This window comes from Paenibacillus sp. NPDC058367 (assembly GCF_042723305.1).
GTDB lineage: Bacteria > Bacillota > Bacilli > Paenibacillales > Paenibacillaceae > Paenibacillus_AQ.
This window is the reverse complement of sequence record NZ_JBHXIZ010000002.1, coordinates 638,248-659,132: the sequence shown is the minus strand read 5'-3', so window position 1 is coordinate 659,132 and position 20,885 is coordinate 638,248. Positions and strand designations below refer to the sequence as shown.

The following is a 20,885-nucleotide window of genomic DNA, read 5'->3' as shown; positions in this document are numbered from 1 at the left end:
AATGTTGACAGAATTAATCCTGCAAAATCTATTCAATATCCGGTCGTATATGCTCAGCGATTAACTGCTGCTTGCTAGTCCAGACCTTTTCACTTAAATTCACCCGATATACTTCGGGATTCAGCTTACGTTGATACTCCGGCCAGAATAGGTCCTTTTGCTCCCGATGATAACGGCGAACCTCATTCAAATCCGGCAAAGTATACACTTGAAATCCGTTAACGTATATCGGTTCTAGCATAGGCAATGCCTCATAACGCTCGACATACTTATGCATGTATGGATGCAGCGGATTAAACAGCTTCAACCGCGCACCGTTACGTGGAGCTTCCTCTTCTGGAAAGCAGATATAATCCGCAAGCGCTTTGCCATTTTTACCGATGATCCGGAATACGTCCTTCTTGCCAGGCGTGGATACTTTTTCAGGATTGGAGGAAATCTTGATCGTCGGGATCATTTCTCCAGTAGCGGATTCAATTTCCACCAGCTTGTAGACGCCACCCAGAGAGGGTTGGTCAGAGGCGGTGATTAGTTGTGTACCCACACCCCAAGTATCAATTGCTGCGCCTTGCAGCTTCAGATCCATGATCGTGTTCTCATCCAAATCGTTGGAAGCGACTATCTTCACATAATCCAGGCCAGCATCATCCAACATCTTACGCGCTTGACGAGATAGATAAGCCAAGTCACCGCTATCCAAACGGATACCGACCATTTTTTTACCTTGTGCCTCAAGCTTCTTGGCTGTATTGATTGCATTAGGCACCCCACTACGGAGTGTATCAAAGGTGTCGACCAATAGCGTAACTTCGTCCGGCATCACCTTAGCATAGGCATCAAAAGCCTCCTGCTCGCTGCCAAAGCTCTGAACCCAGGAATGTGCATGTGTTCCCTTGGTCGGAATACTAAACATTTTGCCTGCGAGCATGTTAGAAGTAGCATCAAAGCCGCCAATATACGCTGCTCTAGCCCCCCACACCGCTGCATCTGCTTCTTGCGCACGCCGGGTACCAAACTCCAGCAAGATGTCATTCGGAGCCACCTGCTTAATTCGTGAAGCCTTAGTAGCGATCAACGTCTGGTAGTTCATGAAGTTCAGAATGGCTGTCTCCACTAGCTGAGCCTCCATAATTGTCCCTTCCACACGGATTAATGGCTCATCTGGAAAAATCAAAGCGCCTTCTTTCATCGAATGAACGGTTCCCTGAAAATGAAACTGCAACAGTTCCTCCAAAAAAGCGGGAGCATAGTTTTCTTCTTGCTCAGACAAATAACGGATATCATCTTCGGTAAACCGTAAACCGCCGATATAACCAACAATACGCTCTAAACCTGCGAACACAGCATAGCCGTTACCGAAAGGTAGCTTACGGAAATAAGCCTCAAATACAGCCTTCCGTTTATGAGTTCCATTCACCCAGTGAGCGTACATCATATTAATCTGATATTTATCAGTATGTAGCGCAAGTTCTCTTCTCAAGTCCTCATCTCCTAATATCTACGCTGCTATATGTGTATGTTCTGTTCTAGTAATATGCCTTAACAACGTCTGCTCCTAAACTTTCCCGGAAATGTTCTAACGCCCAAGTATGTCCCTTTGGATTAAAGCTGGCAACTGCATCTTCGTGCACAATAATTGCAAACCCTTTGTTATATGCATCCACTGCTGTGTGCAGTACACAAATATCTGTGCAGACCCCAATTAAATGAAGTTCAGTAATGCCACGCTCCCGCAGCTTGATTTCCAGATCAGTTCCACTAAAAGCGCTATAACGCGTTTTGTCCATCCAATAGATGGAATCGCGGTTGTGTTCATACACAGACTTCAAACCTCCGAACAACTCACGTCCTTCACTCCCGCTTATATTATGAGGAGGAAAAAGTTTGCTCTCCGGATGGTAAGGGTCATTCTCTTCATGTAAATCCACGGCCATAACGACATAATCGCCACTTTGGACAAACTCCGACGTTAATTGGCTGATTCTAGGCTCGATATCTACGGCTGACTGACCAACCGGCAGATTTCCGTTAACAAAATCATTCGTAAAGTCGATCACTATTAGTGCTTTCATGAGATTAATCCCCTCTCCTGATTTAAGCCATTACGTGTAGATGGATAACAAAGGCTCATGATCTGTGAACATATAGAGCTGTGCGGGACGCTGGGAGTATTGATTTGAACTAAGCGCATTTCCCTCTTCATCTCTTACTTCTTTTAATATACCCTGACGACTACGTGTTGAAGTGATTTTACGAATAAAATTCGGTTCCTTAAATTCCGGCACTACCGTTTGAATGACTTGATAGAGCTCACTAAGGGTAAAATGTCTAGGTAAAAACTGTCTTGCGATCGTAGTCTGAAGCATTTGTTGTTGAATACGCAAGTATGCATCCTTGATGATATCATGGTGGTCAAAAGCGAGCTCCAGCTCTTCAAGTGCTTCCTGCAATGTAAATAATCCTACCTCGCCAGCATCATCCGAAGCTTGTCTTTGCTCCAACATCCATTCTTCTACAAGGGCAAAAAAAGCATGACTGATAATCCATCCGCGAGGGTCGCGGCCTGGTGTACTGTAAACGCCCAGATATTCCAAATGACCACCATCTACACCAGTCTCTTCTTTGAGTTCACGTGTAGCCGCAGCATAAATGGACTCATCCTCCTGACAGAATCCGCCTGGGAGAGCCCACATTCCAGCACATGGCCATTTCTTTCGTCTAATTAACATTACCTTAAGCTCACGTAAGGGAAGCGTCTTCGTGACCGTCTTACGTTCGCGTTTGGTCAGTGTAAACATTACGATGTCGGCCGGAACTCCGTCCGGTGTACGATATTTTTTGGCGTTATAGGTTTGTTCCCCATTTTCGCTCATATTTGCCCCATCCTTTTCCGAAGCTATAATTTTACTAATTCGTATCTTTAAATGTACCAAACCTTAACTTCTAAAATCAACAACTGGACATAGAAAGATTAGGATTATGTATAGTGTGAAACTTAAAGGGGCGGATCTGCATCCGCCCCCTAAACTGAGTGTGGGTTATCCGCATGTGGTCGGAGGCGCCTCGGTGCCGGCTTCCACATTTATTTTTTCCGAAACGGTATCTCTAATCACGGAAATGACAAGCTGGAGTAGATAATTGATGTCACTCTGGCTCTGCTGAAATTCGTTCACGACTGGAATGCCGTCAATTTCATCCTGCAACACTTCAATTTCACGCTCGATCTTGGCTACCATATCTTTATTTTTAAAGCTTTCGAAGGCAACAATCTCCTTCTGCTTTTTCTTAATCGTTGCAATCAGGCCTTGTACACGCTCGTGGTTCAGGATTTTTTGCTCAGCCTGCTGAAAATGCTTTACTTCTTCACTTGTCGAGATCAATGTAGCCAGTTCTTTGGCTTTACCCATAATATCCTCGCGTACGATCAAGTCACGGGTATTATAAGTCTTCATTCCATATTTATTCAAACGTTGTTCCTCTGTACTCACAAGCCATCTCCCCATTCGTATGTGATGATTAATGAACAGCAGCAGCTTCTGCCACAATATCCCCTTTGATGTACCATGTTTTGGTATCTGTAATTCTCACTTTTACAAATGTGCCAATAAGCTCCTTCGACCCTTCAAAATGGACCAGCTTGTTCGCACGGGAACGGCCAGAAAGGACTTCCGAGTTATTCTTACTCTCGCCTTCTACCAGTACCTCGACGACTTCACCTAGCATACGGTCATTAATGATCCGACTATTCTCTTTAATGAGATCATTGAGTCTTTGCAGACGTTCGCTCTTCACTGACATCGGTACATTGTCCTCCATAGCAGCTGCAGGGGTACCTTCACGAGGTGAATAAATGAACGTATATGCCATATCATACCCAACCTCGCGCACTAGCGAAAGAGTATCTTCGAATTGCTCATCCGTCTCACCAGGGAAACCAACGATAATATCGGTACTTAATACCGCATTAGGCACACTTATCTTGATCTTACGAACTAACTCCAGATAAGCTTCACGAGTATATTTGCGACTCATTTTCTTAAGTACGGCAGTACTTCCCGATTGAACCGGTAGATGGATATGCTCCACCAGGTTGCCGCCTTTGCCGAGTACTTCAATCAATTTATCGTCAAAATCACGTGGATGCGATGTCATAAAGCGGATGCGCGGAATATCAATTAAACGCATATCATCCATTAGGTCACCAAAGGTGTAATCGATGTCTGTAAAATCCTTACCGTATGCGTTTACGTTCTGCCCCAGCAAAGTCACTTCCTTGAATCCTTGACGCGCGAGCTCTCTTACTTCAGCAATAACGTCCTCCGGACGGCGGCTGCGTTCTTTTCCTCGTGTAAAAGGTACGATACAGTACGTACAGAACTTATCACAGCCATACATAATGTTTACCCAAGCCCGCATGCCTTCACGTTTTTTCGGTAAGTTCTCAATAATATCGCCCTCTTTAGACCATACCTCCACCACAAGCTCTTTACTGAATACAGCTTCTTTAATGAGGTGTGGCAGACGGTGAATATTATGCGTACCGAAGATCATATCCACGAATCCATGCTTAGACATAATTCGATTAACTACGCCTTCCTCCTGCGACATGCAGCCACACACGCCCAGCAAAAGACCTGGCTTCTCAATCTTCAAGTTCTTAAGGTGACCAAGCTCTCCAAACACCTTATCCTCGGCATTCTCGCGAATCGCACAAGTATTGAGCAGAATGAGATCCGCATGATTCCGATCATCGACGCTTTTGTAGCCCATTTGTTCCAACAGGCCCTTCATCGTTTCCGTGTCATGCTCATTCATTTGGCAGCCATAAGTCGTTATATGATAATATTTGTCTACTCCGAAATTCTGCATCTCTTCAGGAATCTCGAAATCATAATGCACTTCTATTTCTTCCTTGCCACGCCGTTTTCCTTCTTTATAATCAGGCTGGCTATTAATTTGAACGTTTCTTCCTTTAATCCGATAAGTAATCTTACCTTCTTCTTCACTAATTACCTTCGCATCGCTAAAATCAAAATATTTCGAATAATCTTTCGAACCCTTGCCGGATTTTAAGTCCGGTGAGTTATGGTTCCCCTTAGTCATGCTGTTTTCACGTCCTCTATCTCAAATGTAGCTTATTGATGTTTTAACCTAATATAAAATTATAGCACATTCTATAACATTACATCCATCTTAGATGTCCATCCCAATATGCAGTGATTTAGGTTTATCAAGTAAAAACTTAACTTGCGTATTTTTTTAAAAAATCAGGTCTATTTTACCACAGCGTGAGAGCAGAGCATACTCTCAAAGAAAATTTTAATAGGTCAGGATAATAGCGCTTCTAAAGACTTCCATAAAAAAAATACCCTGCCGACGAGCGACAGGGCCAAAATATATTCTATAAAGGGGGGTATGATATTTATATACGCCACAAAAACTGTAATGAATCACAGTTCTTGTCTGAATATCACTTTTTATGAAACTTGTAATAGGACGACTCTTGTTATATCCCTTTTGTCCCAAGTTTTTTTGCTAATTCAGTAAGATCTTGTCCTTTTAGTGCACCTTCTACTAACTGTGGCAGCAGTGCAGGTGTACACGCAAAACAGGGCGTTCCATCGCGAGTCAAAGATCTCGCCACATGCTCATCATAGAAAGGTTTGCCTTCATCAGATAAAGCCAGCAAGCACATCGTTCTAACTCCAGATTCCTTCAGATGACGCATACGACGGATTAAGCCTGCCTGGTTCCCACCTTCATAAAGATCCGAAATAACGATAAATAATGTCTTCTTCGGTTGATCGATAAACTGTTCGCAATAAGCAACAGACTTTTGTATATCTGTACCGCCACCTAACTGAATCCCGAATAACATGTCAACAGGATCGTTCGCACATTGCTCTGTCAGATCAACGACCTCTGTATCAAATACAACTACTCGGGTACTTAGCGATGGGATGCTTGCAAAAATAGAACCAACTACTGAAGCCCAAATAATTGATTCTGCCATAGAACCACTCTGATCGATATCCACAATGACTGTCCATTCCTTACTTCGTCTTGCCCGATCATAAAAGTAGAATCTCTCAGGGATAATCTGTTGTCGCTCTGCATCATAATGCTTCAGATTGCGTTTTATCGTCCGTGTCCAGTCTATACCACTAAGTGACGGTAATGGAGAATGCTCTCTGCGATTCAGTGCACCCGTCACCGCCCGACGCAGATCTTCCTCCATACGCTTTACAAGATCATCCACAACCGCCTTCACTAACAGGCGAGCCGTATCTTTTGTCTTCTCAGGAATTTTCCCTTTTAGCGAAAGTAGTGTACCTACTAGCTGTATATCAGGCTTCACTGTTGCCAGAACTTCCGGCTCAAACAATAATTGCTTCCAGCCCTTCCGCTCCATCGCATCATGTTGAATAACCGATACGATATCCTCTGGGAAGAAATTGCGAACATCTCCTAACCATTTTGCCAACCGGGGTGCAGATTTACCTGATCCCGCTCCTCTTTGTCCTGTAGCCGAAGAGTTAGCAGCACCACTATTTACGATATCGCTCGTCTCATCATAGATAGCAGCCAGTGCTTGGTCCATGATGAGTTCATCTTCAGACAGGTGAATACTTGCGTTTCCGCTAGAAACCGTCAATTGCTCTTCTGCAGACTGACCAAGAATAAGGCGCCACCGAGCTACAACACTTGAATCCACGGATGTACTCATCGTCATATATCTCCAAAGTCAAATTCATTCAAATCCTCAATCATCTTCGCTTCGGCCTCCTTCAGCTCACCCGTCAGAATCTCAGCAGCCTGCTCGGTATTCACGCCCCACAACTCCCCTAGAAGTTCGGCAATCATCGTCTTTTCTCTTCGTTCAAAGGTGCTGAAAGCACGCCGTAAAAATACTAATGCACGTACAAATTCTTCATCATCTAATGAATTAATATACTCATTCAATTGTTCCCACAGACTTAATCGAGACAACAGTACATATCGATTACGCATAGACATCCCTTCGAACCAGCCTGCTCCAAGTTCTGCGGGTATACCTGGCGACAGGCGCCTCGATACTTCTTCTGAACATTGCTGTGCAGTCATCGCATTACGCTCCAATAAAATGGAACACGCCACTCCAGATAAACGCGGATTGCAGTCATCCCTCTCTGACAAGTGTTTCAGCTCTTGTATCCACAACAGCTCATCTAATTCCTCACTATGCGCAATAGCTGCCTGATTCAGTATGTTCATAGCTTTAAGCATCTCACCTGAAGCCTCATCGTTACATTGGCTCGCATCCAGCAAGAACAGACAGGCTCGTCTGAACAGTTGTTCAAGCAAAGGAATGAGCGGCTTGGTATCAATCCGTCGAACATCGCCATATTGAATCAGAAGAGATAACTCATGAATGGAAGCAGCAATCTGCACCACATCTCGAGTATCAACAGCTAGACGCTGAAGCGTCTGCCGTCCCGCTTCCATCTGGTGTATCATTCCACACTCATAAGCCGTTCGAATAAGTGCTGACGCTTCCGCAATGGTACTGCTGCCATCTAATTTTTGTTGCAATACATAAGCTGAAGCAATCTCAATTGTTTCCCCAAGTAGCGTAGATTCAACGACCTGGATCTCAACTTCAGGAGACCACTTCATTACCCAATGCTCTGCCCATGTTGCGCCAGTCTGACCACTTGCTCTTATGTTCACTAGATCGATCCCAAGTAATCTGAGCCTATGAAAAAGAAAGGAACGATTTAAGTCTAAATAAGCTGCTTCCTCAGAAGACACTCTTCGGTTCTCTCTGAGATCTAGTTCAAGATCATTTGCCACTGGGGTTTTATATTTCTCAAGCTTCAAGCGCTTTAATTGCCGATTCAGATCATCTTGAATCGGCGTCTGACTAATCCCCTCTGCCAACTCACCAATAGCAGTACCGATATCTGTACGAGCAATCGCTTCTGCGATCACACTTAGCTCTCCACGCCCCAGTAAAGTCAGCGCAGCATCTCTTAGATCTCTTAACGTCGGAGCACTTCCACCGTGAAGGGCAGCTAATGATTCAGCTAAGCGAACGGCTTCGATAATTTCCGCTGTGGAACGGTGTGTCCCTGTATTACGCAAGTATCTGGCTACGGTAGACAGATAATGATTCGGCAAGTCTTCAAGTGAGCCATTCATCATACGTTCCCACATCATTTGATAATAATGAGGAGCGAGGTTACCTGCTCCGTAGCCAGACAAAGAAGATAACTTATAGTACGTGTAGGGCATAAGTGTTAGCTTCGAATTTAGAGAAGGAAGAGCATCTATTTCCTCATCCGACATACCAGATGCCAGATCAACAAGCGCCGCTGCATGGTATGCTCCACATACAACAACGATCTTATTTGGTTGATGGCCAGCAGCGATTGTATCCTGAATCTGACGACGCATATAAGCTTCACGTATCGTATTGTGTGCATATTCTACTATGTTGTTATGTCTCTCATTTTCTTCAGAAATCTGACGCATTTGGGATGAGAAAGAAATAATTGCTTCCTGATATGCACCTTTGTTAGTGTTGTGTTCGAAATTGCGCTCCCAATACATATCATAATCAAGCTCACCAGCCAGCTCAGCTACTCTATCATATAGAGATGCTTCTTCAGCAGCCTTCTCAACCGTATTGTTAACTTCAGATTCATCGCTCTGTTCAACAGAATCTCTACTTTTGGTTCGTATATCCTGTAACGCGATGACCACTGATGAAGGTAAATCTATAAAAGCTGTATATGCCCCTTGCTGCTCCGCCCATCTCATCGCTTGATATTCGGGGGAATATAGCGCAAGCGGCCAAAGGGCTGTACGCACAGGAACTTCCTCCGTAAAAGCTAGAATGGCAATAGGAGGTTTGGTTGTCATGTTGATGACATGGCGAATCTCAGGTGTGGCATCCGATGGACCCTCAATTAACACAGCTGTGGGCTCTATTTCATGAAGGAAGCTCAATAGATGCTGCGCACCACCAGGAGACAAATGCCGCACCCCAAAAATATGTACGCCAGCTCCAGTAGTTTCGCTCTCCACTAGTTCATCTCCTTACAAGCCGTATATAACCCCCGCCAATCTGCGCCACGTTTTTTCATAATATTGTCGAGATACTCTCTCCAGACAAGTTGATCCTTATCATCATCTTTCACAATGGCACCTTGCAGCCCTGCGGCCAGATCTTCGTCCGTCAGTTCTCCATTACCGAAGCTTGCAGCCAGCGCCATACTATTCGTTAAGAGCGAGATCGCTTCAGCTGTGGAAATCACACCTGCTGGAGACTTCACCTTCTCCTTCTTATCCAATGTCATCCCGCTACGCAACTCACGGAAGATGGTCACGACCTTATGTAAAGCTTCGTCTGCAGGGAGCGCCGCTTGCAAATCGTAGGAAGAGGCAATTTCACGAACTCGTTTCTTCACAATCTCAACTTCAGTATACAAATCCGCAGGGGCTGGAAGGACGATAATATTAAACCGTCGCTTCAAGGCAGTTGACATGTCATTTACACCACGGTCTCTCGTATTAGCTGTTGCAATGATCGAGAAGCCTTTGCGCGCACTCATCTCCTTACCTAGCTCAGGAACGGATATCGTCTTCTCCGATAAGATGGATATCAACGCATCCTGTACCTCAGATGCACAACGAGATATTTCCTCAAAACGTGCAATGCCCCCATCCTCCATCGCTCGCATAATGGGGCTCTTCACTAGCGCTTCCGGCGTAGGGCCTTGTGCAAGCAGCATTGCGTAGTTCCACGAATAGCGCACCTGCTCTTCACTCGTACCTGCAGTACCTTGTACGACAAGTCCTGATTGTCCATATATAGCAGCTGATAAATTCTCAGATAACCATGACTTTGCTGTACCCGGCTCACCGATTAATAGCAGTGCACGATCAGTTACCAGCGTGGCTATCGCCATCTCTATTAATCGTTTGTTACCAATGTACTTAGGTGTAATCTCGGTACTCCCTGCTTTACCGCCAACGATAAACTTCAGTACTGATTGGGGCGACATCTGCCATCCTGCTGGAACCTTACCAGTGTCCGCTTTACGAAGCGCTTCCAACTCATGCTCATACAGTCTTTCTGCTGGAAGCCTCATAATATCTTGTAATAGTTCTTGACTCATCGTTAGCTACACCTCTTCATTTGGGTTTGATGGTCCTTGCATGAGACGAATGACATACTCAAGTTGTTCTTCTGCAACCTCACTAAATCGAGGTAGAACAGTTATTATTCGACTCGCAAAACTCGCTGGAAGCTGACATAGCTGTTCAAATGTATACGGTTCAATTAATCGACATTCTGTATTTCTATCATCTTCCAAAGCCACTAGGAGAGCTTCTTGCAAATGTTGTTTATTTATCCCTGTACGTGCTAAGCCCATCAAGAGAATATTGGAAAACCGATGGCGGAATTCAGGATTATCGGTCAATTTACGAAGCAAATACTGCATTGCTTCGGCATGTCCCGGCCTTGCAAAGGCACTTACCAGTTCGTATTGATCCAGTTCTATAAAAGCGTCAAGCCACCGTGAATCCCATTGAACAGCCAGTACCTCGGGCGGCTGCATTACGACCTTATACATATATTGAATCTGGTCTACAGGTGAATTCCAAACTGCATCATAAGTTCCATGATATCGTTGAACTACAACTTCAGATATGGTGCGCAGCAGTTGCTGCGCCATTGAAGAAGCATGGCTAGTTGAAGATGGCGCATAATGCTTTAGAACTTCAACATATTGTTCATACACACGCTCTGGTGACAAGTAGAGATACGCATCTTTAAAAACATCATTCACATATCTTCTATTGTTTCTATAGTAGACAAGATCACGCTCAAGTGTTTGCTGTAATATACGTCTCGCTTCGATAGAATCTATCTGTCTAAAATAGGAGTTTGCTTCCTCGATCAATGAATTCCACTTTAGCTGATTCATATATAATGGATACTGCTCGAGAACATTAAAATATAGTTTCTCTAGTTCAGGACTGCGTTTGTAAGATAAAACCCGAAGATACTGGACTACCTTATTCCATAATCCGTCTTTCTTCTTCGTATCGCCCATAATCTCTGAGACAGTTTGAAGCATATCTGATAACTCTACAACAAGTCGTTTTGTGAGCTCTTGGGCTTGACATTGTCTCAATGCAGGAACTACAAGTTCACTATCTTTTCCCGTAAATGCCTCATGCAGCCGGTTCACCGCATTTACCGAGTCGCTCTTAGCCAGCGCATTATAGGCAGCTTCGCGAATCTTTTTCTTCTTATCTGTACTCCAAGCCAGTAATTCGATTTCATATTGTCCCTGACCTGCGAGCAGAGAAATAGCCATGGCTCGAACATCTTCTGATCCTGAATCTGCAGCTTGATAGATCAGATCCTGAACGCTATCACCACCTAATACTGCGATCACGTACAGCTTTCTCGTCTCTACTATTCCTCCAGCAGGATCAAATTGATCGATAAGGATCGGAATAATCTGAGGCCCATAAGCTGGCAGGATCTGCTTCATTACAAGCTCGGCGATCTCAACATATGGATCTTGGAGGGCTGCTAACGCGGGATGAATCATTCGAAGATCTTGAAACAGTCCTGTCTCAAAAGCTTCCTTGATAATCTCATATCGTCCTCCCCCGCGAGTCTTTAATGCCGTCTGTACCGCTGACAGCTTACGATATGAAAACTGAGTAGGCAATCTCACCGGATGGACTTCCACCTCAAGCAGTTCACCATCAGGCGAGGTCGCTCCCTGTGTATATAGCACCGAGCTAAGCAGCACACTGAGCTCCTGTAGGTTCTGAGCAGAGGAAGATCCCTCGGAATGATCTGGTTCAATGACCGCAACGATTCCCTCTCCTAACCTTTTGAATATGGGAGCACGTTCACCTAACTGTTGAAACTGTGGCAATAGCCGCTTTAAGCGGAAATCCTCAGCAGCGAGCTCACTTCCAGCTATATACAGCCGGTTTACTTCTTGATGAAGCTCTTGTAGTAAAGCTGTACTCATGGATATTCCTCCCAAAGTTTATGTGAAACTTATGCTTTCTTAATTTTTTTAATATAAGAGACGGATCATCTCCATCCCTTTGATAAGGGTTAACGGTTGTGCTTTCAATCGTCCTGTATCGAGTTGATGTTCAAACATAAGCAGCATCGTAGTATCCGATAATTCTTCGAGTGTAAAGTATTGTAACAGTGCAAGTGTATCCTGCTCGAGTGCTACTATTTGGTCTAACACCAAATGCTGGCCCGATTCGTCCGTAATGACGAACTGATCTTGCTGAGATTTGCTAATCTTATTCACATGCAGCAGCAACACAGGATTCTTGTCCGCTAGCGGATTCTTCAACTGATTTTTTATCTGCTTGAAGCTGTCGGAATAAGAATGAACTGCCTTAGAAACGATCCACTCTACATCCTGATTAGTCAGAGGCCGTGTTGACATATTCTCGAAACGAACTCTCCGGTTCCGGTCACCAGGATAACGATAGAAGGAAGGAATAAGTGCAACATCAGTGAAGCTATCTTCTTCATGAATATACTTAGCTGCTTTATAAGGACGATATTGGAGCGTACGATGTATATCACCTGTAGATTTTTCTATCCAGTAGCCGAGGTCTACATATTCCTGTCTGGCTTCATCATCATAGCTGAGGAATGAAAGCTGGATCAGCTCTACATCTGAGCTCATCAGACCGCATTCCTTAAGCTCCGTTAGCTGCCAAGCATGACCAAGCCATTCTTCAATCGTAGATTCATGATTCAAAGACATATCCGGATCTTCCAGCTTCATAGTTAAATGAGCGCGCCCTTTCTTAATGAACGCATGAATTCGGGTTAGCTGCTCTATTGCTAATGAATAAGTTTTCTCACGATTGTCAGAAGAAGAGAGCAATAAAGCTAATCGTCTTAATTCAATTTGTGCACCAGTTAAGTAATAATTGCCCATCATCTTCACGTGCACCTGAATATCCTTTACACCTTTGGCGTCTATTGTTCCAAGTCCTGCACGTATAAGCGATTGGGTCAATTTCTCCAGTACAGCCAAGCCCTCCAGTTGAGCTCCAATCTTTTTCTTAAGTGCGGACTTGTTCACTTTCTTGGGCTTAACATTAGCCCCTTCCGCAGCAAGCTCAGATTTTCGTTCTTCACGCTTACTCATCTTTTCTCGTTTAACAGCAAGATCTTCAGGAATCGTTGCAGATACGAAAGTCTCCTTGCCTACATAGGCATATAGCAATCCGAGGACATGCTTACAAGGAATCTGCCTACTTGGACAAGTACAACGCATCACCGGTTTGTCAGAAACAACAAAATCAGCAGAAGGATAATAGTTGCTGCTACCGCTACCACCACATTCACCAAACAGAACCACGCCGTCTTCCGACTGATTCAATTGGACGAATCGTCTCTTCTTAACTAGTCCTTGCCCGTTCTTAATTGCTGCACTGTTCGGTGCTAGAGTATCTATGAAGACTTCTGTGATATCTATCAACCCATATCCTCCTTACCTATTACGCTTTTTAATATCTATGATAATATTAGCCCTTAATGAAAATTATTCTAAAAACAGAGCTGTCCATAACCCGCTGTTCTTTCCCTTTAGTATAGAGTTTTTGTCGATTCAGCTGTGAATGGAATGATCTCGTCTATTGCTCCACTTTGAACTTTGGCAGGCCAAGCCGGATCGCTTATTAATGCTCTGCCAACAGCAACCAAATCAAATTCCTCACGGTCCATTCTTTCTAGTAATTCATTAATGTTATCTTCTGTCTTCTGAGCTGAGTCTTCTGCAAAAAAATCACTGTGAAGACCGATAGAACCCACCGTAATTGATGGTTTCCCCGTGATTTTCTTGGTCCACCCTGCGAGATTAAGCTCAGATCCCTCAAATTCAGGTTGGCTGAAGCGACGAGTGGAGCAGTGGAAAATATCAACGCCAGCATCGCTAAGTGGAGTAAGGAATCTTTCGAGCTCATCTGCATTTTTTGCCAGCTTCTCATCATAGGCACCCAATTTCCATTGAGAGAAGCGTAGCACGATCGGAAAATCTGGCCCAACCGCTTTACGGCACGCTTCAATAACCTCTACTGCAAATGTAGTTCTACCAACCAAATCGCCACCGTAACGATCGGTACGTTTGTTCGTTCCTTCCCAGAAGAACTGGTCTATCAGATAACCATGTGCACCATGAATCTCGATACCATCAAAACCCACTTTTTTCGCGTTCGCTGCTGCTTGAGCAAATACTGAGACTAAGCTTTCAACTTCAGCTGTAGTAAGTGGCTCTGTCACAGGTTCTCCTGCTAAATTCAGACCAGAAGGGCCAATAGGAAGGGCTTCAACATTTGGACCTTCCCCTATAGTTCGCGCCATTCCCACATGCCATAATTGGGGTATGATCTTACCTCCAGCTGCGTGAACTTCTTCTACTACCTGCTTCCAGCCCTCTAAAGCTGCTTCTTCATGTATATTGGGAATATTGGCGTGGCTGACTGCCGAAGGATGATTAATAGCTGTACCCTCGGTAACGATCAATCCTACTCCACCTTCTGCCCGTCTACGGTAATATGCGGCAACATTACTTCCTGGTACACCATCCGGTGAGTATACCCGAGTCATCGGCGCCATGACGATTCGGTTTGACAGCGAAAGATTCCCCACTTGAATAGGTGAAAATAATAGCTCAGTGTTCATACATATTACCTCCAATTGATTATTTGATTACTTTAAGTAAGGCTAATTATCTCCCCAGAAGATGGAAAATGCAAATTTTTAAGTTCTTTGTGTAAGAAAAAATCATAAAAAAAACCGGACCTCGCAAAATCTGCGAACGCCCGGTTTTCATCCCATTACGAACTTTTTAAACCTCAAGAATACCAGCTTTTGGAGTTACTCCAAACGCCTTAGCTAAATCCCACAGTTGCTGATCCGTGATCTTTTGCTTAATTTCTCTTCCGCCAATCAAGTTGTAGATCGTAGCAGCCTTTTCTACAGTCTCAACTAGACCAAAGGTGGCATCCATAGTGGAGCCAGTGCCAAAAATCCCGTGCTGCGGCCAGATGACCAGGCGGTGATCCTTCATTTTCTTCGCGGTTTCACGGCCGATTTCACTGCTGCCAGGAACAATCCATGGAATGACACTAACGCCATCCGGGAAAACAACAAGGCACTCTGTGCACATTTCCCAAAGCGTCTTCGTAAACTTCAATTCATCTAAATCATGCGTGAAGGTCATCGCGATAACATTCGTAGCATGTGTATGCAGTACGATACGGTGCGTAGGGTCCACCTTCAGTCGCTCAATATGGCTCATGAAATGGGAAGCCAATTCACTAGTAGGTACAGCGCCGTTCCGTAATCCCCATAACACTTCCACGCTTTCACCATTCGCACTTACACGAAGCACACCGAGATTGGCTTCCGGGTCTTTGATCACATTTCTAAAATACTTGCCAGAACCTGTCACGATGAAGTATTTACCGGCTAATTCTTTTACAGGGAAGGTAAGTTTAATGGTGCGTAGTGGTTCTAGAACGTTAATATATTTAGCAACCTCATTCTCATCCAGCAGATAGCTGACATTACCGCCATTCAGCTCATCCCAGCCAAGCTCCCACATATGACGGGTAATCTCTGACATTTCCTGAATAAATGGAGCCTCACTACTGGCAATATAACCTTTGGATTCTAATACAGATGTACTCATTGTCAATCTCTCCTTTGTATATCTTGCTCTCCACGTCCACTCAAGCACTCTATCTTGCAGACAGAACTTCCTGTTCATAACGCTTCACTTCAGCCAGCCATTGCTCCCGAACGGGTGTATCTTGTGATGCACAATAATAATCCCACACGGCTCCAAACGGATACGATTTGAATTCTTCCACCAACGCTAGTCGTGAAGTGTAATCACCAAGCCGCTCGATTCGCTTCAATTCTTCCACCGGTTCGAGCATTGCGCGAAGTAACGCCTTAATGGTATTACGTGTACCAATCACCCAAGCAGCGATATGATTAATACTGCCATCAAAGAAATCAAGTCCGACATTCGTTCGGGAGAGTAAATCCCCACGTACCAATTCACGGGCGATTTCTAGCAGCTCGTCATCCATAGTTACAACGTGGTCACTGTCCCAACGGACGGGTCTGCTTACATGCAGCAGCAGCTGCTCACTAAACATAAGAATCGAAGATAGCTTATTTGAGATCATCTCAGTAGGATGGAAATGTCCGGCATCCAAACAGATGGCTTTGCCGCGAGTTAAACCATAGCCCATATAGAACTCATGTGAACCAACCACATAACTCTCAGAACCGATTCCGAACAATTTACTTTCTACAGCATCAATATTATAGAGAGGATTTATTTCCACACTAAAAATCTCATCCAGTGACTCCTTTAACCGCACTCTTGGACCTAAACGATCGACTGGTGTATCTTTATATCCGTCTGGTACCCAAAAGTTAGTCACGCACGGTTGACCCAGTTCTTTACCAAAATGCTCGGCAATCGTCCGAGAAGCCTTACAATGCTTAATCCAGAAGTTACGAATCTCATCGTCCGAGTGACTTAGCGTAAAACCGTCTGCAGCTTTAGGATGTGAGAAGCAAGTAGGATTAAAATCAAGACCCAGCCCCTGCTCCTTCGCCCAGTCTACCCAAGATTGGAAATGGCGTGGCTCCAATTCATCTAAATCAACTTTTTCATCTGTATCTGCATAGATCGCATGTAAATTTACTTTATGCTTGCCTGGAATGAGGGATAGTGCCTTTTCTAAATCTTGGCGCAATTGATCTGGCGTGCCAGCTCGACCGGGATAACTTCCTGTTACTGCTATTCCCCCGCTTAGTTCTTTATCTTTAAAAAGAAACCCTTGTACATCATCGCCCTGCCAGCAATGGATGGAAATCTTAATTTGCGCGAGCCGCTCCAGCACTTTCTCCACATCAATCCCATGGGCTGCGTATAATTTTTTGGCTTCATTATAGCTAGTGATAATACTCTGATCCATGCTGTAGTTCCTCCTAAAATCATATAGCGTAAGTTTAATTAGATTTGATGTTGTATTTTGGACAACTGAAGCTCTTTCCAGCGAATTAGAATGTCTTCAAGATGGGCGGTCGGGCGCGGTGTATACGCCTTTATCTCAAATGATTCGGCGATAATATCTCTTGCTTCATTAATATCAGTTATGCTTCCCGTGCTAATCATCTGCACCACTATATTACCAAGTGCTGTGGATTCCGTTGGGCCAGCCTTAACTTCTCTGCCTATAACATCAGCAGTCAGTTGGCATAACAGGCTGTTGTTAGCACCTCCACCCACAATTTGCAGAACCTCGATTCGGCTTTCTAATAGTTCTTCTAGTTCTTCCAAGTAAGTAAGGTACGATAATGCTAAGCTGTCAAAAATACAGCGAGCCAACTGACCTGGCGTCTCAGGAACAGGCTGCCCGCTCTCTGCGCAGGCATTACGAATCTCTTCTATCATATTTGAAGGATTGAGAAATCTTGGATCATTACAGGAGATCAGGCTCCGGAAGCCTTCTTCTCCATGTGCAAGCTCGGCTAGCTCCGCAAAGCTATATCGTTCGTTCATCAACCTGCGAACCTCTTGGATGAGCCATAGGCCCATAATATTTTTGAGGAATCTGTAGGTTCCGTATGCGCCCCACTCATTGGTATAGTTGGCCTCCATGGCTTTCATAGAATTAAGAGGCTGAGTTCGTTCCACACCGAGTAAAGACCATGTTCCGCTGCTAATATACGCTGAGTTCTTTTGGAGAGGAGCACCCAGCACTGCAGAAGCTGTATCATGTGTGGCTACACAGATCAGTTGGCAATCCGGAAGATCATATTCCTGAATTAGTGCTTCATCGAGGGGGCCAATAATTACTCCCGGTTCAGTCAATGTAGCGAACTGCTCTCTTTTAATATCCAGAAAATCCAACAGGTCATGGTCGAAATCTCGACTCTCTAGATTCAATAGCTGAGTAGAAGATGCGTTAGTAACCTCATTGATTTTGCGACCCGTTAATCTGTAATACAGATAATCAGGCACGAGTAAGATTTGATCCGCTTTGGCTATTTCTTCTTCACAGTGAACATAAATCTGATACAACGTATTAAAAGATAACTGTTGAATACCAGTCTTTTCATATATGGTTTGAGGTGAAATGTGCTTTGCTACCTTATCCATAGCCAGATCGGTTCTACGATCACGATAAGCGTAAACCTCTTGAATACGGGTTCCCTCTGCATCCACAAGAACATAATCTACAGCCCATGTATCTATACCCAGCGTACACGCTGTAATGCCTTGCCCCTTGGCTTTCTGAAGCCCTATAATAATCTGCTCGAATAAATAATCTATGTCCCAGAAACAAGAATCCTCTTGTTCTATAAAACGATTGCTAAACCGATGAAGCTCCTCTAAGGTGAGGACGCCCTCTTGCAGTATTCCGCGTACTAACCGCCCACTAGAGGCACCAATATCAACGGCGATATGATTATTCATAAAGAATCTCCTAAAGAAAGGGATGAGTTATAGCATTTTTTTGAATAGAGTAATAACTTCTTCCTTCGTTGGAATAAAAGGGTTACCCGGTGCACAAGCATCCTTCATGGAGTTCTCTGCTAAAAGATCAAGATCGACCTCATCTACTCCAAGCTCAGATAGTTTAGATGGAATGCCTACTTCTTTAGACAACGCCTTGATCGACTCAATTACGAAGTCCGCGCATTCCTTATCAGTTTGACTCTCAACGTTTAACCCCATCGCTTTAGCAATAGCCCTGAATTTCTCAGGCACATATTTGGCATTCTCTTCTTCCACATATGGGAGTAGCATTGCGTTACATACGCCATGTGGCAGATCATATACACCGCCAAGCTGATGCGCCATCGCGTGCACATAACCAAGCCCTGCATTATTGAAGGCAAGTCCGCCTAGGAAAATCGCATACACCATTTGCTCACGAGCCTCAATATCATGGCCATTCTTCACGGTACGGGCCAAGTTAGCGAAAATAATCTCCACTGCGGCTAGTGCCGTAGCGTCAGTTACCGGATATGCTCCTGGCGTTACTAGTGCCTCAATTGCATGCGTCAAAGCGTCCATTCCTGTTGCTGCCGTAAGTGCAGCGGGTTTATCTACCATAAGCTCTGGATCGTTAACTGAGATTGTAGCAATACTGTTCTTATCCACCATTACCATCTTCACTTTGCGTTCTTCGTCTGTGATTACATAGTTAATAGTGACCTCAGCTGAAGTCCCTGCGGTGGTATTCACAGCAACGATCGGCAGCGATTTATGTTTCGACTTGTGTACGCCCTCATATTCTTTGATGTGACCGCCATTTGTGGCAAGGATACCAATGGCTTTAGCAGTATCCTGTGGCGACCCACCGCCGATGGAAATCAGAGAATCACAATTCTGCGCTTTGAGATAATCTACGCCATCGTGGACATTTTTACAGGTCGGATTGGGCTTCACTTCATCATAAATGGCATATTCAATTCCCGCATCGTCCAATACCGCCAACAATTTACCAGCAATACCGCTCTTCATAAGAAATTTGTCTGTAACGACAAGTGCCTTCTTCAAATTAAGTTCTTGAATGTAAGGACCAATCTCCTGTAAGCATCCCTTGCCCATAATATTGATCGATGGAACGTAATACACATGCGTGCTCATTGCTTGACCAGCCTCCTAATGAGTTCAATAAACGTTGTATTTCGTCTGCAGCGCCTCAGGCTGGCCTCTGAATAGCAGCTGAGCCGGCTTTGCATCACACTAACTCGATTAATCTCTAAGGGAATTATTTCCTTCTTCATCGTATGCTCCTAAATCTTTGTTGTCAACATTTTAAATATTAATTATGTTGTTTTTGTTTGTTTTATATCTGTTTTGTGAATATTATTGGAAAGTACAGATGTTTTTAAGTTGTTTTTATTGCAAAACACAGATATTAAGCGCTATGATTGTAAAATATAGCTTTGGAAAGGTGATTCCTATGCTTGCAGCCGAAAGACGCAAAAAAATTATAGATCTCGTCCATCAAGATAAACGCGTTCTAGTCTCCGATCTAAGTAAAATGTTTGAGGTCACTGAAGAAACGATACGCAGAGATTTGGAGAAGCTAGAGAAGGATGGCATCCTTAGTCGTACCTATGGCGGTGCTATGCTGAATCGCCATACGAATGAGGATCTGCCTTTTGTTACACGTAATGCCTTGAATACAGATATTAAACGGGGAATCGCTTTGAAGGCGCTCGATTTAATCAATGATGGAGATACATTAATGGTAGATCCAAGCTCTACAGCCTTTGAGTTTCTAAAATTGCTGGGAAACAAAAACAATCTAACCATCATCACAAATTCTATTAATATTTTGCATGAGTTCTCGAATTCAGGGATGGATATCATCTCTACTGGCGGTTCACTTCGTTACCGATCGTTGTCGCTGGTGGGACCGGTAGCCCATGACACCATTCAAAGATACAATGTGGATACAGCGGTAATCAGTTGCAAAGGAATGGATATGGAACGAGGCATCACAGATTCCAACGAACCAGAGTGTGAGCTCAAGAAGTACATGCTACGACAAGCCAATAAGGTCATACTCCTGGCGGATCACACCAAATTCGATAAAACTGCTTTTACAAAGCTGGTTGAGCTTGCCCATATTGATTTCTTGATTACTGACCGTAAGCCTTCTGAAGCTTGGCTAAAACGTCTGAACGAGGACAATATTGAAGTTCTTTATTAACAGAGGGTATGAACATACTAAGCCGAATTTAAAAAATGCCGTTCCCCAGTGAGCTATGGGTGACGGCATTT

16 protein-coding genes are annotated in these 20,885 nt (G+C 44.1%); 1 reads left to right on the top strand and 15 read right to left on the bottom strand.

What is annotated here, in order from left to right:
- Window positions 1-28: 28 nt before the first annotated feature.
- From ACFWMP_RS13655 to ACFWMP_RS13585, 15 genes are all read right to left on the bottom strand, one after another.
- Complete coding sequence (locus ACFWMP_RS13655) at window positions 29-1,480, bottom strand: nicotinate phosphoribosyltransferase (RefSeq protein ID WP_076283476.1); 1,452 nt, start codon at window positions 1,478-1,480, stop codon at window positions 29-31.
- A 46-nt stretch (window positions 1,481-1,526) separates the two neighbouring features.
- Complete coding sequence (locus tag ACFWMP_RS13650; protein ID WP_339241723.1) at window positions 1,527-2,072, bottom strand: cysteine hydrolase family protein; 546 nt, start codon at window positions 2,070-2,072, stop codon at window positions 1,527-1,529.
- 30 nt (window positions 2,073-2,102) lie between these two features.
- A complete protein-coding gene (locus tag ACFWMP_RS13645) occupies window positions 2,103-2,873 on the bottom strand; it encodes an NUDIX domain-containing protein (protein ID WP_042128449.1) in 771 nt (256 codons plus the stop codon).
- 165 nt (window positions 2,874-3,038) lie between these two features.
- Window positions 3,039-3,488 (bottom strand): YlbF/YmcA family competence regulator, encoded by a 450-nt coding sequence (locus ACFWMP_RS13640; RefSeq protein ID WP_042188957.1) that lies wholly within the window; start codon window positions 3,486-3,488, stop codon window positions 3,039-3,041.
- A gap of 28 nt (window positions 3,489-3,516) precedes the next feature.
- Window positions 3,517-5,103 carry a tRNA (N6-isopentenyl adenosine(37)-C2)-methylthiotransferase MiaB gene (gene miaB / locus ACFWMP_RS13635; RefSeq protein WP_042188958.1) on the bottom strand — a complete coding sequence of 529 codons (1,587 nt, stop codon included), beginning with the start codon at window positions 5,101-5,103 and terminating at the stop codon, window positions 3,517-3,519.
- Window positions 5,104-5,506: 403 nt separating this feature from the next.
- A complete protein-coding gene (locus tag ACFWMP_RS13630) occupies window positions 5,507-6,727 on the bottom strand; it encodes a VWA domain-containing protein (protein WP_076283474.1) in 1,221 nt (406 codons plus the stop codon).
- A gap of 2 nt (window positions 6,728-6,729) precedes the next feature.
- A complete protein-coding gene (locus tag ACFWMP_RS13625) occupies window positions 6,730-9,069 on the bottom strand; it encodes a DUF5682 family protein (protein ID WP_379423936.1) in 2,340 nt (779 codons plus the stop codon).
- The gene (locus ACFWMP_RS13620; RefSeq protein ID WP_076298824.1) at window positions 9,069-10,163 is read right to left on the bottom strand and encodes an ATP-binding protein; all 1,095 of its coding nucleotides are present in this window, start codon (window positions 10,161-10,163) and stop codon (window positions 9,069-9,071) included. Before ACFWMP_RS13620 ends, ACFWMP_RS13625 begins: the two co-directional genes overlap by 1 nt.
- Window positions 10,164-10,169: 6 nt before the next feature.
- Complete coding sequence (locus ACFWMP_RS13615; RefSeq protein WP_379423935.1) at window positions 10,170-12,047, bottom strand: HEAT repeat domain-containing protein; 1,878 nt, start codon at window positions 12,045-12,047, stop codon at window positions 10,170-10,172.
- Between the two features lie 48 nt (window positions 12,048-12,095).
- A complete protein-coding gene (locus ACFWMP_RS13610; protein WP_042188969.1) occupies window positions 12,096-13,535 on the bottom strand; it encodes an SWIM zinc finger family protein in 1,440 nt (479 codons plus the stop codon).
- A 107-nt stretch (window positions 13,536-13,642) separates the two neighbouring features.
- Window positions 13,643-14,737, bottom strand: a complete 1,095-nt coding sequence (locus tag ACFWMP_RS13605; protein ID WP_379423934.1) for an NADH:flavin oxidoreductase — start codon at window positions 14,735-14,737, stop codon at window positions 13,643-13,645.
- A gap of 166 nt (window positions 14,738-14,903) precedes the next feature.
- Window positions 14,904-15,749 (bottom strand): rhamnulose-1-phosphate aldolase, encoded by an 846-nt coding sequence (gene rhaD, locus ACFWMP_RS13600; protein WP_042128469.1) that lies wholly within the window; start codon window positions 15,747-15,749, stop codon window positions 14,904-14,906.
- A 49-nt stretch (window positions 15,750-15,798) separates the two neighbouring features.
- Window positions 15,799-17,055 (bottom strand): L-rhamnose isomerase, encoded by a 1,257-nt coding sequence (gene rhaA / locus ACFWMP_RS13595; RefSeq protein ID WP_341124920.1) that lies wholly within the window; start codon window positions 17,053-17,055, stop codon window positions 15,799-15,801.
- A 38-nt stretch (window positions 17,056-17,093) separates the two neighbouring features.
- The gene (rhaB, locus tag ACFWMP_RS13590) at window positions 17,094-18,560 is read right to left on the bottom strand and encodes a rhamnulokinase (protein WP_379423933.1); all 1,467 of its coding nucleotides are present in this window, start codon (window positions 18,558-18,560) and stop codon (window positions 17,094-17,096) included.
- A 27-nt stretch (window positions 18,561-18,587) separates the two neighbouring features.
- Complete coding sequence (locus tag ACFWMP_RS13585) at window positions 18,588-19,739, bottom strand: iron-containing alcohol dehydrogenase (protein WP_339241741.1); 1,152 nt, start codon at window positions 19,737-19,739, stop codon at window positions 18,588-18,590.
- Window positions 19,740-20,058: 319 nt separating this feature from the next.
- Here ACFWMP_RS13585 and ACFWMP_RS13580 point away from each other — a divergent pair, with 319 nt between their 5' ends.
- On the top strand, window positions 20,059-20,814 hold the full coding sequence (locus ACFWMP_RS13580) for a DeoR/GlpR family DNA-binding transcription regulator (RefSeq protein ID WP_076283464.1): 756 nt from the start codon (window positions 20,059-20,061) through the stop codon (window positions 20,812-20,814).
- The last annotated feature ends 71 nt before the right edge of the window (window positions 20,815-20,885 follow it).

Excerpts from the sequence above, each read along its gene's own strand:
- ACFWMP_RS13650 (WP_339241723.1), bottom strand. The coding sequence starts at position 2,072 with ATGAAAGCACTAATAGTGATCGACTTTACGAATGATTTTGTTAACGGA.
- ACFWMP_RS13605 (WP_379423934.1), bottom strand. The coding sequence starts at position 14,737 with ATGAACACTGAGCTATTATTTTCACCTATTCAAGTGGGGAATCTTTCG.
- ACFWMP_RS13615 (WP_379423935.1), bottom strand. The coding sequence starts at position 12,047 with ATGAGTACAGCTTTACTACAAGAGCTTCATCAAGAAGTAAACCGGCTG.
- ACFWMP_RS13630 (WP_076283474.1), bottom strand. The coding sequence starts at position 6,727 with ATGAGTACATCCGTGGATTCAAGTGTTGTAGCTCGGTGGCGCCTTATT.
- miaB (WP_042188958.1), bottom strand. The coding sequence starts at position 5,103 with ATGACTAAGGGGAACCATAACTCACCGGACTTAAAATCCGGCAAGGGT.
- ACFWMP_RS13585 (WP_339241741.1), bottom strand. The coding sequence starts at position 19,739 with ATGAGCACGCATGTGTATTACGTTCCATCGATCAATATTATGGGCAAG.
- rhaB (WP_379423933.1), bottom strand. The coding sequence starts at position 18,560 with ATGAATAATCATATCGCCGTTGATATTGGTGCCTCTAGTGGGCGGTTA.
- ACFWMP_RS13645 (WP_042128449.1), bottom strand. The coding sequence starts at position 2,873 with ATGAGCGAAAATGGGGAACAAACCTATAACGCCAAAAAATATCGTACA.
- rhaA (WP_341124920.1), bottom strand. The coding sequence starts at position 17,055 with ATGGATCAGAGTATTATCACTAGCTATAATGAAGCCAAAAAATTATAC.
- ACFWMP_RS13580 (WP_076283464.1), top strand. The coding sequence starts at position 20,059 with ATGCTTGCAGCCGAAAGACGCAAAAAAATTATAGATCTCGTCCATCAA.
- ACFWMP_RS13620 (WP_076298824.1), bottom strand. The coding sequence starts at position 10,163 with ATGAGTCAAGAACTATTACAAGATATTATGAGGCTTCCAGCAGAAAGA.
- rhaD (WP_042128469.1), bottom strand. The coding sequence starts at position 15,749 with ATGAGTACATCTGTATTAGAATCCAAAGGTTATATTGCCAGTAGTGAG.